The organism is Pseudomonas sp. BIGb0558, from assembly GCF_024807515.1.
Classification (GTDB): Bacteria; Pseudomonadota; Gammaproteobacteria; order Pseudomonadales; family Pseudomonadaceae; genus Aquipseudomonas; species Aquipseudomonas yamanorum_A.
The window spans coordinates 19,285-32,844 of the sequence record NZ_JANUEW010000038.1; the positions used below are offsets into that span (position 1 = coordinate 19,285).

The 13,560-nt window shown below is 60.9% G+C and carries 13 protein-coding genes; 6 read left to right on the top strand and 7 right to left on the bottom strand.

Annotated features, from left to right (window positions below; genetic code table 11):
• Positions 1–44 precede the first annotated feature (44 nt).
• The gene (locus tag M2400_RS27990) at positions 45–821 is read left to right on the top strand and encodes an N-acetylmuramoyl-L-alanine amidase (protein WP_177043546.1); all 777 of its coding nucleotides are present in this window, start codon (positions 45–47) and stop codon (positions 819–821) included.
• A 63-nt stretch (positions 822–884) separates the two neighbouring features.
• Here the strand turns inward: M2400_RS27990 and M2400_RS27995 are convergent, their stop codons facing one another.
• Both M2400_RS27995 and algB read right to left on the bottom strand, forming a co-directional pair.
• The gene (locus M2400_RS27995) at positions 885–2,672 is read right to left on the bottom strand and encodes a KinB sensor domain-containing domain (protein WP_177043545.1); all 1,788 of its coding nucleotides are present in this window, start codon (positions 2,670–2,672) and stop codon (positions 885–887) included.
• A gap of 10 nt (positions 2,673–2,682) precedes the next feature.
• Positions 2,683–4,029, bottom strand: a complete 1,347-nt coding sequence (algB, locus tag M2400_RS28000) for a sigma-54-dependent response regulator transcription factor AlgB (protein WP_076013329.1) — start codon at positions 4,027–4,029, stop codon at positions 2,683–2,685.
• A gap of 390 nt (positions 4,030–4,419) precedes the next feature.
• Here algB and M2400_RS28005 point away from each other — a divergent pair, with 390 nt between their 5' ends.
• The 5 genes from M2400_RS28005 (at position 4,420) to M2400_RS28025 (ending at position 8,806) form a co-directional block, all read left to right on the top strand.
• Positions 4,420–4,704 (top strand): hypothetical protein, encoded by a 285-nt coding sequence (locus M2400_RS28005; RefSeq protein ID WP_259199896.1) that lies wholly within the window; start codon positions 4,420–4,422, stop codon positions 4,702–4,704.
• Between the two features lie 77 nt (positions 4,705–4,781).
• Positions 4,782–4,946 (top strand): DUF1328 domain-containing protein, encoded by a 165-nt coding sequence (locus tag M2400_RS28010; RefSeq protein ID WP_003170804.1) that lies wholly within the window; start codon positions 4,782–4,784, stop codon positions 4,944–4,946.
• A 2-nt stretch (positions 4,947–4,948) separates the two neighbouring features.
• Complete coding sequence (locus M2400_RS28015; protein ID WP_177043543.1) at positions 4,949–5,416, top strand: inhibitor of vertebrate lysozyme family protein; 468 nt, start codon at positions 4,949–4,951, stop codon at positions 5,414–5,416.
• Positions 5,417–6,145: 729 nt separating this feature from the next.
• Entirely contained in the window at positions 6,146–7,477 is a 1,332-nt protein-coding gene (gltP, locus tag M2400_RS28020) for a glutamate/aspartate:proton symporter GltP (protein WP_259199891.1), read from the top strand.
• Positions 7,478–7,576: 99 nt separating this feature from the next.
• The gene (locus tag M2400_RS28025; RefSeq protein WP_003214785.1) at positions 7,577–8,806 is read left to right on the top strand and encodes a nucleoside recognition domain-containing protein; all 1,230 of its coding nucleotides are present in this window, start codon (positions 7,577–7,579) and stop codon (positions 8,804–8,806) included.
• Between the two features lie 87 nt (positions 8,807–8,893).
• Here M2400_RS28025 and M2400_RS28030 read toward each other — a convergent pair whose 3' ends face one another.
• From M2400_RS28030 to M2400_RS28050, 5 genes are read right to left on the bottom strand one after another with little or no spacing between them, the layout of a single operon-like run.
• The gene (locus M2400_RS28030; protein WP_177112274.1) at positions 8,894–9,553 is read right to left on the bottom strand and encodes an ABC-type transport auxiliary lipoprotein family protein; all 660 of its coding nucleotides are present in this window, start codon (positions 9,551–9,553) and stop codon (positions 8,894–8,896) included.
• Positions 9,550–10,488, bottom strand: a complete 939-nt coding sequence (locus tag M2400_RS28035; RefSeq protein ID WP_259199871.1) for an MlaD family protein — start codon at positions 10,486–10,488, stop codon at positions 9,550–9,552. The genes M2400_RS28030 and M2400_RS28035 overlap by 4 nt, the downstream gene beginning before the upstream one ends.
• Position 10,489: 1 nt before the next feature.
• Positions 10,490–11,293, bottom strand: a complete 804-nt coding sequence (locus M2400_RS28040; protein WP_010168669.1) for an ABC transporter ATP-binding protein — start codon at positions 11,291–11,293, stop codon at positions 10,490–10,492.
• Positions 11,290–12,438 carry an ABC transporter permease gene (locus M2400_RS28045; RefSeq protein WP_259199858.1) on the bottom strand — a complete coding sequence of 383 codons (1,149 nt, stop codon included), beginning with the start codon at positions 12,436–12,438 and terminating at the stop codon, positions 11,290–11,292. The genes M2400_RS28040 and M2400_RS28045 overlap by 4 nt, the downstream gene beginning before the upstream one ends.
• A gap of 55 nt (positions 12,439–12,493) precedes the next feature.
• A complete protein-coding gene (locus tag M2400_RS28050; protein ID WP_177079062.1) occupies positions 12,494–13,537 on the bottom strand; it encodes a DUF5924 family protein in 1,044 nt (347 codons plus the stop codon).
• Between the last annotated feature and the right edge of the window lie 23 nt (positions 13,538–13,560).

Consider the following 13,560-nt stretch of genomic DNA (forward strand, 5'->3'; position numbering starts at 1 on the left):
CGTTACACTGTTGCATTATCGTCTTAAGCGTATTGTCTGCTGCCATGAAACTTCTGTGTTCCGCCTTTCTGCTTCTCCTGCTCGCCGGCTGTGCGAGTGGACCCCGTCTGGACACCAGTCATCCGTCGGTGAACCACGACAACCGGGTGCAGTTCGTCATCGTGCACTACACCTCGGCGTCCCTTGAGCGCTCCCTGGCGCTATTGACCCACGGCCAGGTCAGCAGCCATTACCTGATCGGCGACGATGCTTCAGGCACCATCTACAAACTGGTGGATGAAAGCCAGCGCGCCTGGCATGCCGGTGAAAGTGAATGGATGGGCCGCACCTGGCTCAACTCCAGCTCCATCGGGATCGAGATCGTGAACCCGGGGTATCGCGACTTGCCGACAGGCCGCGTCTGGTACCCGTACTCCGAGGCGCAGGTGCAGTCGCTGGTGGTGCTGCTCAAGGACATCAGCAAGCGCAACGGTATCGATCCGCGGAACATCATCGGTCATAGCGACATTGCCCCACTGCGCAAGCTGGACCCGGGGCCGTTGTTCCCCTGGAAGCGCCTGGCGGATGAAGGGTTGGGGATGTGGCCGGACGCCAAGGCGGTTGCCCGTTACCAGGTGCAATACGCAGCTGAACTGCCGAGCATTACCTGGTTCCAGGAAGAGTTGGCGAAGTTGGGCTATCCGACGCCTCAGACCGGCGAGCTGGATGTGGCGACGCGCCACGTGATGGCTGCGTTCCAGATGCACTTCCGGGCATCGCTGTTTGACGGCACGCCGGATGCCGAGAGTGCCGCTATCCTGCGGGCACTGAATCACCAATAACCGTAGGAGCCCGGCTTGCCGGCGATAACGTCCTCAGGGTCGTCATCGCCGGCAAGCCGGCTCCTACAGGGGCAGCGCCATATAAAACTGCGTCCCTTGCCCCGGCCGCGAATAGACCCCCATGCGGCCACCGTGCAATTGCACGATCTCCTTGCACAGCGCCAGGCCCAGCCCGGCACCGCCCTTCTTGCGACCTACCTGTACAAACGGTTCGAAGATCCGTCCTTGCTGGCCGTAGGCAATGCCTTCGCCGTTGTCCTCGACGCTGACAATCACCCGTTCGCCATGGCGACGTGCCTGCAGGCGGATCTGCCCGCCGTCGGCCGTGTGCCGCAGGGCATTGCCCAACAAGTTGTCGAGCACCCGCTCCAACTGCGCTCGATCGGCATGCAGCCTCGGTAGCGGGGACTGTTCCTCCACCAGCAGTTCGATGTTCTGCGCATTCGCCTGCTCGGCGAAGCGGGCGCGGGCATGTTCGAGCAGGTCGCTTATGTCGCACGGGCCCAGGGTGAGCTTCTGCAAGCCATTCTGGTAACGCGAGAAGTTGAGCAAATCGTTGATCAACTGCATCAGGCGCTGCATTTCTTCGTTGACTGTATCCAGCAGGTCCGCTTCGCGGGATTCCGCAGGAAACTTCGCCCGTTCCCGGAACAACCCGAATGCCATGTGCATGCCCGTCACTGGCGTGCGCAACTCATGGGAGGCGCGCAACACAAACTCGCTGCGCACCCGTTCAAAAGCGCGCTGTTCGGTGACGTCATGCAGCACCATCACGGCGCCCAGAATGTGCCCCTGGGTATGGCTGACCGGCGTCAGGCTGTACGTCAGCAGGCGCAGCTCGCCTTCGACTTCCACTTCCAGGTCTTCGGGGGCGCGCTCCAGGTTGCCGCCGCGCAGCACCAGGTGCAGTTGTTCATCCAGTTCCGGGCGGCCCAGGGCGTCACCAAGGCCTTGGCCCAGGCGATTCTCGTCCCAGCCCAGTTGGCGTTGTGCTACCGGGTTAAGGTGCTCCAGGCGGCCTTGGCGGTCGATCATCAGCAGGCCGTCGTCGATGCTGTCGAGCACTGCCTGCAGACGTTGCTGCCCGGCGAGCAGCTCATCGACATTGGTTGCCTGATGCTGGCGCAGGGCCTCGGCCATGATGCCGAAGCGTCGGGTCAGCAGGTTCATCTCGGCAGCCGAGGAGATGGGCAGCGTGACTTCGAAGTTACCCTGGCCGATCTTGTCGGCGGCCTTGGCCAGCGCCTCGATCGGCCCGCCAAAGCGTCGGGCAATGCCATGGGCGGTGACGAAACCGATGATTAGTACCGCCAACCCCACCAGGCCCAGCAGGCCGGCAATCAATAGTGCTCGCTCACGGGACTTGTGTTCGGTGTCGTTGATGTTTTCCAGCGCTTGCTTGTGCTCGGCGATCAGGCCGTTGCGCAAGATGTTGAAGCGCTTGGTCAGTTCGTCGTTGTTACGCAGGGCCGGTGGGGCATTCTCATTTTTATCGAAGGCCTCCAGAAAGCTCAGGTAGTCGGTTTTTGCCTTGGTAAAGCCGCTGGTGGTCGTGTCTTTCTGTTCGTGTTCGATGCCTTGCTGCAACAGGGCGAAATAACGTTGCTTGGAGGCTTCCAGGGCGGCGGGATTGGGCTGCTCGTTGAGCATGATCATCAACTGATCGCCGAGGGTCTGCCGCAGCTTGAGCCCCAGGTCCAGGGTGATGAAGTTGCTGCGAATCAACGACTCCTGGGTCTTGGCCATTTGCATGACGCTCACCAGGCCCAGCAACAACCCCAGCAGGGCAACGGTGATCAGCGCGGAAATACTCAGGAACAGCCGAGTGCGCAGCTTCATCGCAAGCTTCATAGGCTACAGCTCACAGGTTGTATTGTTTGCGTTTGCGGTACAGCGTCGACGCGTCAATACCAAGGGTCCGGGCTGCCTGGTCCAGTGTGTCACTGGTGGCCAGTACCGCGCCGATATGTGCCTTTTCCAATTCATCCAGGCTCAATGCCGCGCCGATACGCGGGGCATTGTTGGTCGGCTGCTCGGCCATGCCGAGGTGGCTGATCTCGACCTTTTCCTGTGGGCAAATAATGCTGGCGCGCTCCACCACGTTGCGCAGTTCGCGGATGTTCCCCGGCCAACGGTAGTTGAGCAGCGCCTCACGGGCTTCATCGCTGAATCCGCGTGCGGGCCGCGCATATTCCTTCACGAAGCGCGCCAGGAAGCGGTCCGCCAGGGTCAGGATGTCTTCGCTGCGTTCGCGCAGGGGTGGCAGGTGCAAAGTGATGACATTCAGGCGGTACAACAGGTCTTCGCGGAAACGACCGTCGCGCACCATGTCTTCCAGGTTCAGGTTGGTGGCGGCGAGGATTCGCACATCGGCGCGGCGAGTCACCGGGTCGCCGACGCGCTCGTATTCCTTGTCCTGAATAAAACGCAGCAACTTGGGCTGCAAGGTCAGGGGAAAATCGCCGATCTCGTCGAGAAACAGCGTACCGCCGTCTGCCTGGTTGACGCGCCCGAGGGTGCTTTCGCTGGCGCCGGTAAACGCGCCGCGACTGTGGCCGAACAGTTCGCTTTCCATCAGCTCTGCGGTCAGCGACGGGCAGTTGATGGTGACGCAGGATTTCTTCGCACGCTTGCTCCAGCCGTGAATGGCCCGGGCCAGCTCACCCTTACCGGTGCCGGACTCGCCGAGAATCAGGATGTTGGCGTCAGTGCCTGCTACCTGGCGGGCGGTTTCCAGCACCACCATCATGGCCGGGCTGTGGGAGTCGAGTCCGTCCTTGGGCTTGCGCACTTCGCCTTCTAGGGCTTCCAGGCGCGCAGAGAGCTGACGCACTTCCAGCTGCTTGGCCGTGGCCAGGCGCAATTGGTCGGGGCTGCAGGGTTTGACCAGGTAATCGGCGGCGCCCGCCTGGATTGCATCCACGGCGGTGTCGACGGCCGAATGGGCGGTGACGATCACCACGCGCATCCACGGTGCCTGGACGCGCATTTGCGCCAGTACGTCGAGGCCGTTGTCTTCGCCCAGTCGCAGGTCCAGGAAGCACAGGTCAAACACCTGGCGTTGCAACAAGGCATCGGCCTGGGCGGCGCTGTTGGCAGTGGCTACGGTGTAGCCCTCATCTTCCAGGCAATAACGGAAGGTGCGAAGGATCGCGGATTCGTCATCCACTAAAAGAATGCGGCCTTGAAGTTCCTTGGCTGATTCCATCTGTCCCGCGCTCCTTAAGAATGAATGATGTTGTTTAGTCCCGGAATAATCGGGCAAGTTGCATGGTTTATTCTGATTGATTAAAGCCGTCATCGCGCAGCTATCTGCGATTCTTCTTACAGAGGCGCCCATTCGTGGCGTTTTTTCTCCCACCTGCCACTTCGGCAGTCGAAGGCTGCCTTCCGATCCCCTGATCCGACCAGTGACCATCGTGCATTTCGCACGGCGTGGATAGGGGCATCGTGCAGGATGCTCGTGGTGTCAAAGCGCTTTTGTTTTTAACTTATTGATTTTATTGAGTTTTATTTTGTTAAAAAACTGGCACGCAGGCTGCAATACACCTCATACGAGCTTCATCACCGAATAATCAGAATGCGGGAGAGATACAGCATGACTCGCCAAAGCCTCACCCAACTGCGTGTATCGCCACTGCGTCTGCAACAGGGGCTGTTTGCCAGCCTGGCCCTGATGGTGACCTTGATCGGCGGTCAGCAATTGGCGCATTGGCAGCAGAGTCAGCAGCACACCGCGCATTTTGAACGTCCGATGATGACCCAGACCCATTTCCGTTCGGTCGGTAGCACTACCGCCGACGTGACAACCCCGCAACTGGCGGCGGTTGAGCAAGATTCCACCCTCGGCGACCTGCCATCTCAGGAGCGCTGGGTGTTCTAGGCAAGACACGGTCCTTTAATCGAGCGACCGCATGCACTACCGCTGTTACCCCTAAAAGAAGCGTAAGGAGAATCACCATGTTGAGTTGGGCAATCACATTTCTGATCATTGCCATTGTGGCTGCAGTCCTGGGCTTCGGTGGTATCGCGGGCACCGCCACGGGTATCGCAAAAATTCTGTTTGTGGTCTTCCTGGTGATGTTCATCGCTTCCTTCTTCTTTGGCCGTCGTGGCCGAGGCTAAGCATGTTCAATTCGTCCCTTAAAGCCCTGGCTGCCGCCCTGTTGTTGGGCGGCAGCGGCCTGGCGCTGGCTGCAAATGATGGCCAGTCCCGGGTCAACGAACTGCTGAGTGCGGACCCGCAATACCGCGAAACCTGGCAGAGCGTGGTCAAGAAGGAAGAGCGTCTGCCGGAATGGGTGATGAACCTTTCGGGCAGCGCTGAACAAATGAACGCCGTTGAAGAGGATGGTGACAAGTACTTGGTAGGGCCGCTCTGTGAAACCGCAGACACGTGTCTGAACAAGCGCCTGATCGTCGCCTTCAGCTTCGACAAGGAAGATGCCTACGCCATGTTGGTGGAAGTGCCAGCGGGCCTGCCGTCGGACAAGTCGCCGACACGGCACGCCGACTACCGCTTTCTCGGCAAGCCGGACGAAGGCATGCAAAAGCTGCTGATGGAACAGCTCAAGAAAGACCCGAATTGGTACTAGGTTCGGTCTGACGACCCTGTCGTCTACCGACCTATCGTCCATAGAAAGGAGCGCCACGCTTCTTTCTGTTTGCACGGCCCGACAAGGGCGGTGCATGACCAGGGGGCCGGGTTGCTCTGATCGATCGGATCGGCGTGACCTACGGGTACAGGGAGTGCCTGCGCAAGGGCCGGGTCAGGTGAAAAGCTGCGACGCAAGTTCGCAAGCCGATGGCTTGTGGAACTTGCGACGGGCTTACGGCTCTTATGCCCGCTTCTGTCATACCGCTCATAGCGGCAATTTCCCTTTTTGCGTCGCCTCAACCATTTCCTAGTGTTTCCACGTGACCATCTATCGAGAAAGTTTGTCTCCTGCCAGATGAGTTTTTCGATGGTATGCGTAGGAAATTTCAGGGGTTTTCGACCGCGGCCGTAGATTTTCAAAAAACCCTGCGCGAGCCTGAAATGGCCGGTTCGCGGCATTTATGCCTGCCGAAATGTCGTATTCGAACTGACCGTTCAGACAGAAAAACTCAAAAAAACTCATGCCGATTCGGCATAGGGTAGGCGTTTACGGCATTAGACGTCGCCTCCTTGCATCGGAATAGTTGCGCCTTTTTTCGCCTGCCAGTGAGCCATATCGGCCAACTGCGGTGACCTTCTACGGAGGCAGATGCACCCACTTTTTCGCTCTCGAGCGTTCCAGCTGCTGGCGCATCTGCCTGAGTCCACTTGAAGTAAGGGTAATGACATGAAGAAGGCAAAGCTAAGCCTCGCCTGGCAGATCCTCATCGGTCTGGTGCTGGGGATTGCAATCGGTGCGGTGCTTAACCATTTCAGTGCCGAAAAGGCCTGGTGGATCAGCAACGTGTTGCAGCCCGCTGGCGATATCTTTATCCGCCTGATCAAGATGATCGTTATCCCGATCGTGATTTCGTCGCTGATTGTCGGAATCGCCGGTGTTGGGGATGCGAAAAAGCTCGGTCGGATCGGCGTAAAAACCATCCTTTACTTCGAAGTGGTCACCACCATCGCCATTGTGGTCGGCCTGCTGCTGGCGAACCTGTTCCATCCGGGTGCCGGTATCGACATGAGTACCCTGGGTACCGTCGACATCTCCAAATACACCGCCACCGCCGCAGAGGTTCAGCACGAGCATGCGTTCATCGAGACGATCCTCAACCTGATCCCGTCGAACATCTTCGCCGCCGTGGCCCGTGGCGACATGCTGCCGATCATCTTCTTCTCGGTGTTGTTCGGCCTCGGCTTGTCGAGCCTCAAGCCTGAACTGCGCGAACCCCTGGTGACCATGTTCCAGGGCGTGTCCGAGAGCATGTTCAAAGTCACCCACATGATCATGAAGTACGCCCCAATCGGCGTGTTTGCGCTGATCGCGGTGACGGTCGCCAATTTCGGTTTCGCCTCGCTGCTGCCGCTGGCCAAGCTGGTGATCCTGGTTTACGTGGCGATTCTGTTCTTCGCCTTTGCGGTACTGGGTTTGATCGCTCGCCTGTTTGGCTTCTCGATTCTCAAGCTGATGCGCATCTTCAAGGATGAGCTGGTACTGGCCTACTCCACCGCCAGTTCCGAAACCGTGCTGCCGCGTGTGATCGAGAAGATGGAAGCCTACGGCGCGCCGAAAGCGATCTGCAGCTTCGTGGTACCCACCGGTTATTCGTTCAACCTCGACGGCTCGACCCTGTACCAGAGCATCGCCGCGATCTTTATCGCCCAGCTGTATGGCATCGACCTGTCGATTGGCCAGCAACTGATGCTGGTATTGACCCTGATGGTCACCTCCAAAGGCATCGCCGGTGTGCCGGGCGTGTCCTTCGTGGTGCTGCTGGCGACCTTGGGCAGCGTGGGCATTCCGCTGGAAGGCCTGGCGTTCATCGCCGGTGTCGACCGCATCATGGACATGGCCCGTACCGCACTGAACGTGATCGGCAACGCCCTGGCCGTACTGGTCATCTCCCGCTGGGAAGGCATGTACGACGACTCCAAGGGCGAGCGCTACTGGAACTCGCTGCCGCACTGGCGCACCAAGCAAGTGCTGCCGGCCGGCGAGACCAGTCGCGGCTGATCGCCAGGACTGCCTCCTACACAAACCCCGGAAAATCCGGGGTTTGTCGTTTCTGTCAGCCCCGCTATCATTCGCCCCATCTTTCGGGGGATTCAACTGATGCTCAATGGCCTGTGGCTTGGCTTTTTTATCGTGGCGATGGTGTCTGCACTGGCGCAATGGCTGATCGGCGGCAACGCCGGCATCTTTGCGGCGATGGTGGAAAGCATCTTCGCCATGGCCAAGTTGTCGGTCGAGGTGATGGTGCTGCTGTTCGGCACGCTGACCTTGTGGCTGGGCTTCCTGCGCATCGCCGAGAAAGCCGGGATCGTCGACTGGCTGGCCAAGGCGCTGGGCCCACTGTTTCGCCGCCTGATGCCGGAAGTGCCCGCCGGCCACCCGGCCATCGGCTTGATCACCCTCAACTTCGCCGCCAACGGCCTGGGTCTCGACAACGCCGCTACGCCCATCGGCCTCAAGGCCATGAAGGCGCTGCAAGAGCTCAACCCGATCCCCAACACCGCCAGTAATGCGCAGATCCTGTTCCTGGTGCTCAACGCCTCTTCCCTGACCCTGCTGCCGGTGACGATCTTCATGTACCGCGCCCAGCAAGGGGCGGCCGACCCGACGCTGGTGTTCCTGCCGATCCTGTTGGCCACCAGCGCCTCGACCCTGGTGGGCCTGCTGTCGGTGGCGGTGATGCAACGCCTGCGGCTGTGGGACCCGGTGGTGCTGGCGTACCTGATTCCGGGGGCGCTGGTACTGGGTGGCTTCATGGCCTTGCTTGCGACGCTCTCAGCCACTGCGCTGGCGGGGTTGTCATCGATCCTCGGCAACCTGACGCTGTTCGGGCTGATCATGTTGTTCCTGGTGATTGGCGCGCTGCGCAAGGTCAAGGTCTACGAGGCGTTTGTCGAAGGCGCCAAGGAAGGCTTCGACGTGGCCAAGAACCTGCTGCCGTACCTGGTGGCGATGCTGTGTGCGGTGGGTGTGTTGCGGGCGTCGGGCGCGCTGGATTTCGGCCTGGAAGGGATTCGCCATGTGGTGGCCTGGACCGGCATGGATACGCGCTTTGTCGATGCGTTGCCGACGGCGATGGTCAAGCCGTTCTCCGGCAGTGCGGCGCGGGCGATGTTGATTGAGACGATGCAGACCCAGGGCGTGGACAGCTTCCCGGCGTTGGTGGCGGCGACGATCCAGGGCAGTACCGAGACCACGTTCTATGTGCTGGCGGTGTACTTTGGCTCGGTGGGCATCCAGCGGGCGCGGCACGCAGTCGGGTGTGCGTTGTTGGCGGAGTTTGCCGGCGTGGTGGCAGCGATTGCGGTGTGCTACTGGTTCTTCGGCTAAAACCTAGGTCAACTGTGGCGAGGGAGCTTGCTCCCGTTGGGCCGCGAAGCGGCCCCAGCAAGGTTTCGCAGGCGTGTCAGTCGAAGCTTATTGGCTGGTTTTGGGGCTGCTACGCAGCCCAATGGGAGCAAGCTCCCTCGCCACAAAAGCGCGGCTTCCCAGGCCCACCACCCAATCCACCACTTGCTTGTTCAACGCATCCCCAGCCTGACCAAACCCGGCGACTACGGCCGGCACCTTGGTATCCCCCACCGGTTGCCGCACCTCAAACCGCTTGCTGGCAATAATCCGCTGATCACTCCCGCGCACCAGCCGCGCATCCAGACGTATCACTACCTCAACCGCGCTGCCGCGATACTCGCTCTGAAAAGCCTGCAACTGCCCGCCCAGCTCAAAGTCCGCTTGCAGGTTGGTCTCATCGGTACTCAGCAATGTCACCCTTCCATCCCGCTGGAAGCCGTCCAGCAACCGGTTACGCAACAGCACCGGGGCCGGATCGCTCCAGCGTGAATTCGCGTAGCTGCTGATCAAGTCGCCGTTGGGCACCACGGCAATTCGTGGGCTGTCGAGGAATTCGCTGGTCTGCGGCTTGGCCACGCGCAGCGACCAGGCCACAGGGCTGGCTTGCGTGGCCGTCTGCGCCGAAGGCAACCGGTACACGTCCGAAGGATCCGCCTTGGGCAGGATCGAGCACGCACTGACCAATGCCAGCGCAACGGGGGCGATCATTTGGTAAGCACGCTTCATGGCGTGAACTCCTTGTTCTTGTCGCTGCCCAGCAGGTAACCGCTGGGGTTGGCTTCCAGGCGGCGGGAAATCGCGCGTAACGAACCCAGGGTTTCCCGCAGCTCGCGCACCGCTGGCGCCAGTTCGTTGAGACCCTGCATGCCGCTGTTCAGGGAGTCCTTGTTGTTGGTCAACAAGGTGTCGATGGTGGCCGTGCTTTGTTGAAGGGACTGCATGGCCTCCTCGGCGCTGCCGAACATCTGCTTACCCTGGTCGTTGAGCAAACCGTTGGCGTTGCGCATCAGCGCGGTGGTTTGCTCCAGGGTGGCGCTGGCCTGTTTGCTCACCTGTATCAATTGCTGCATCACCACCTTGATGTCGCCGCGTTGGTCGGCGATGGCGCCGGTGGTCTGTTGCAGGTTGTCCAGGGTATTGCTGAGGCGTTCGACGTTCTCCCGGGAGAACATGTGGTTGGCGTTGTGCAGCAGCAGGTTGATGCTGGTCATCAGGTCATTGCTGTTGTTCAGCAGGCGCGCGATCGGCGATGGCGACGCAATGATCTCCGGCAAGTTGCCGTCCTTGCCCTTGAGTTCCGGGCTTTGGGGCGTGCCGCCGCTGAGCTGGATGATCGAGGTGCCAGTGATGCCGGTCAGGGCCAGCTTGGCCTGGGTGTCTTCCTTGATCGGCGTTTGCCCGGCCAGGCGGATGCGCGCCAGCACCCGGCGCGGGTCTTTCGGGTCGAGGCGCAGGCTGGTGACATCGCCCACCTTGATCCCGCTGTATTGCACCGCGCTGCCCTGGGACAGACCGCTGACGGCCTCGTTGAACACCACTTCGTAATCCTGGAATGCGCTGTCGACGCTGGACTTGGCCAGCCACAGGCCGAACAGCATGGCACCGACCACGACGATCACGCTGAACAGACCGATCATCACATGATGGGCTCGGGTTTCCATGTCATACCTCGTTGAGCAGTTGAGCGGCATCCAATGCCGCGCGGCCCCGTGGGCCATGGAAGTATTCGTGAATCCAGGCGTCGTCGGTTTCCGAGACGACATCGATGGCATCCGCCACCAGTACCTTTTTCTGCGCCAGCACCGCTACACGGTCGGTGATGGTGTACAGCGTGTCGAGGTCGTGGGTGACCAGGAACACGCTCAGGCCCAACGCGTCGCGCAGGGTCAGGATCAGTTGATCGAAGGCGGCGGCGCCGATCGGGTCGAGGCCGGCGGTGGGTTCGTCGAGAAACAGGATGTCCGGGTCCAACGCCAGGGCACGGGCCAGGGCTGCGCGCTTGATCATGCCGCCGGAGAGTGATGATGGGTATTTATCGGCAGCCGACAGCGGCAACCCGGCCAACGCCAGTTTTACCGCCGCCAGGTGTTCGGCGTCGGGACGGCTGAGGCCGGCATGTTCGATCAGCGGCAAGGCGACGTTTTCCGTGACCGTCAGCGAGGAGAACAGCGCGCCCTTCTGGAACAGCACGCCGAAGCGCCGTTCCACCATCGAACGTTCGTGTTCCGACAAGCTCGGCAGGTTCTGCCCGAACACCCGCACCTGCCCTTCGCTCGGCTGGCGCAAGCCAATGATGCTGCGCAGCAGCACCGACTTGCCGCTGCCGGACCCGCCGACCACCGCGAGGATCTCGCCCTTGTACAAGTCCAGGTCGAGGTTCTCGTGCACGCTTTGCGGGCCAAAGCGGTTGCACAGGCCACGGACTTCAATCACCGCCTCGGTGGGCGCACGACGTAAGCGACTCACCAGCCCATCTCCATGAAGAACAGTGCGGCCACCGCATCCAGCACGATCACCACGAAAATCGATTGCACCACGCTGGAGGTGGTGTGGGCGCCGACGGACTCGGCGCTGCCGCTGACCTTGAAGCCTTCCAGGCAGCCGATGGCGGCGATCAGGAATGCGAAGATCGGCGCCTTGATCATGCCGACGATGAAGTGCTGCACGCCAATGTCCGATTGCAGCAGCGAGAGGAACATCGCCGGCGAAATATCCAGGGCCACCGCACACACCACGCCACCGCCGATAATCCCCGAGATCATTGCCAGGAATGTCAGCATCGGCAGCGCCACCAGCAACGCCAGTACCCGGGGCAGCACGAGCAACTCCATCGGGTCCAGGCCCAGGGTGCGGATCGCGTCGATTTCTTCGTTGGCCTTCATCGAGCCGATTTGCGCGGTGAAGGCGCTGGCGGTACGGCCGGCCATCAGGATCGCGGTGAGCAACACGCCAAATTCCCGCAGGAAGGAGAACGCCACCAGGTCCACGGTAAAGATGCTCGCGCCAAAGCTGGCCAGCACCGTGGCACCGAGAAACGCCACCACCGCGCCCACCAGGAAGGTCAGCAGGGCGACGATGGGCGCCGCGTCGAGGCCGGTTTGTTCGATATGCGCAACCATCGGCGTCACGCGCCAGCGCTTGGGCCGGAATACGCCACGGGCGAAGGTCTCGAGGATCAGGCCGATGAAGCCCAGGAGTTTCATGCCGTCTTGCCAGACGGTGTAGACCGCGCCGCCGATGCGCGCCAGCAACATGATGCCGGCGGCTTCTTCCGGTTCCTTGACCGGCACACAGAAGTCGTTCAGAGAGCGGTAGACGGTTTTCAGTAACGCGCGGTCGGCGGTCGAGAGGCTGCAGTCGGTCTGTTCGGCGGACTGTTCGATGCGCTCGGGGCCGAGCAATTCCACCAGCAGCGAGGCGCCGGCCGTGTCCAGGGCGCCGAGGCCGTTAAGGTCGATGCGTGCGCCAGCGTCGTACTGGCCGTCGAGCTTTTCCGACAGCTTCTTCAGGTTGGCATAGTGGGCAAGCGTCCAATCCCCCGTAATCCTCAGCAGTGGAGGCTGGGTGGACGTGTCCAGATGGGCGGCACCGGCCGTTGTGCTACTGGTCATAAGCTCCGAGCTTGTTTGGCTATTCCAGAATTCCTACGTAATAGCACGATCCTGACTACTTTGGCGCGTCCGGCGTTGTGGTGTCCTGACCGGGATCAGTCACCTTGAAGCGCAACACGCCGATCACTTGGCCATCTTCGGTCAGCACCCGTACCTGCCAGCGTCCCACCGAGTCGGCGGGGAAGTTCTGCTTGTGGGTCCAGGCCCGATAGCCTTCCTTGCGCCCGCCATGAATGTCCAGGGCGATACGGTCGACTTCCTTGCCGTTGAATTTCCACACATGGTAGATCCGTTCATCCAGCCCGCGGGGCGCGTTGATCGCGGTGTAGGCATACAAACCGCTGCTGCGCAGTTGCGCGGCGCTGACTTCTTTGAGGTCATCGCCGGGCGTGCGGTCCTGCAGTTGGGTGCTGATGGCCACTTCGGTCATCCACAGCGTCGCGGGCGGCACCCAACTGCGCAGGAACCAGCCGGCGCAACCAATCGCTGCGGTAACCCCCAACAGCATCGCCCAACCCTTGATGCTGCGCAGCGGCAGGCTGACGGCCAGGCTTGGGATCGACAGCAGCATTGCCACACCGAGGGCCAGCTTGTAACTCTCGGCGGTGGTCAGGTGCAGGATGATCGGCAGCGCGGTCAGCAGGGCGGCAAACAGGGTCAGGGTGTGCAGCGCGAGAAACAGCGAACGCTTGGGCGCCAGCCACTTGTAGTACAGCGGGTCGGTGATCGAGACCAGCGCCGCCGCACCCAGCAGGCCGGTAAAGATCGACTGGCCGCTGTTCCAGGTAGTGGTGACAAAAAAGAACGGCAGCACAAAAAACAGGCTTTCCTGGTGGATCATCTGCGTGGCGTAGCGCAGCAGCGGCTCGGGGATTTCCCGTTTGAAGACCTTGCTGAACAGCTGGGTGAAGCTGTTTTCCAGCATCAGCCATAACCAGCTCACCAGCATGATGATCGCGATCCAGCTGGCCATGCCTTGCTGGCGGTCCACCAGGATGAAGCTGCCCACACCCGAGATGAAACCTCCGAGTGCAATCACCCCTGGGTAGCGCTTCATCAGTTCGAGGACGCGCTGGATGGTCTGGGTCAGGATAGGCATTCGGCAGTTCACAGTCTTTGTAG

What these genes read in the sequence shown, in the direction of transcription:
- M2400_RS27990 (WP_177043546.1), top strand. Translation starts at nt 45, where the DNA reads ATGAAACTTCTGTGTTCCGCCTTTCTGCTTCTCCTGCTCGCCGGCTGT.
- M2400_RS27995 (WP_177043545.1), bottom strand. Translation starts at nt 2,672, where the DNA reads ATGAAGCTTGCGATGAAGCTGCGCACTCGGCTGTTCCTGAGTATTTCC.
- algB (WP_076013329.1), bottom strand. Translation starts at nt 4,029, where the DNA reads ATGGAATCAGCCAAGGAACTTCAAGGCCGCATTCTTTTAGTGGATGAC.
- M2400_RS28005 (WP_259199896.1), top strand. Translation starts at nt 4,420, where the DNA reads ATGACTCGCCAAAGCCTCACCCAACTGCGTGTATCGCCACTGCGTCTG.
- M2400_RS28010 (WP_003170804.1), top strand. Translation starts at nt 4,782, where the DNA reads ATGTTGAGTTGGGCAATCACATTTCTGATCATTGCCATTGTGGCTGCA.
- M2400_RS28015 (WP_177043543.1), top strand. Translation starts at nt 4,949, where the DNA reads ATGTTCAATTCGTCCCTTAAAGCCCTGGCTGCCGCCCTGTTGTTGGGC.
- gltP (WP_259199891.1), top strand. Translation starts at nt 6,146, where the DNA reads ATGAAGAAGGCAAAGCTAAGCCTCGCCTGGCAGATCCTCATCGGTCTG.
- M2400_RS28025 (WP_003214785.1), top strand. Translation starts at nt 7,577, where the DNA reads ATGCTCAATGGCCTGTGGCTTGGCTTTTTTATCGTGGCGATGGTGTCT.
- M2400_RS28030 (WP_177112274.1), bottom strand. Translation starts at nt 9,553, where the DNA reads ATGAAGCGTGCTTACCAAATGATCGCCCCCGTTGCGCTGGCATTGGTC.
- M2400_RS28035 (WP_259199871.1), bottom strand. Translation starts at nt 10,488, where the DNA reads ATGGAAACCCGAGCCCATCATGTGATGATCGGTCTGTTCAGCGTGATC.
- M2400_RS28045 (WP_259199858.1), bottom strand. Translation starts at nt 12,438, where the DNA reads ATGACCAGTAGCACAACGGCCGGTGCCGCCCATCTGGACACGTCCACC.
- M2400_RS28050 (WP_177079062.1), bottom strand. Translation starts at nt 13,537, where the DNA reads ATGCCTATCCTGACCCAGACCATCCAGCGCGTCCTCGAACTGATGAAG.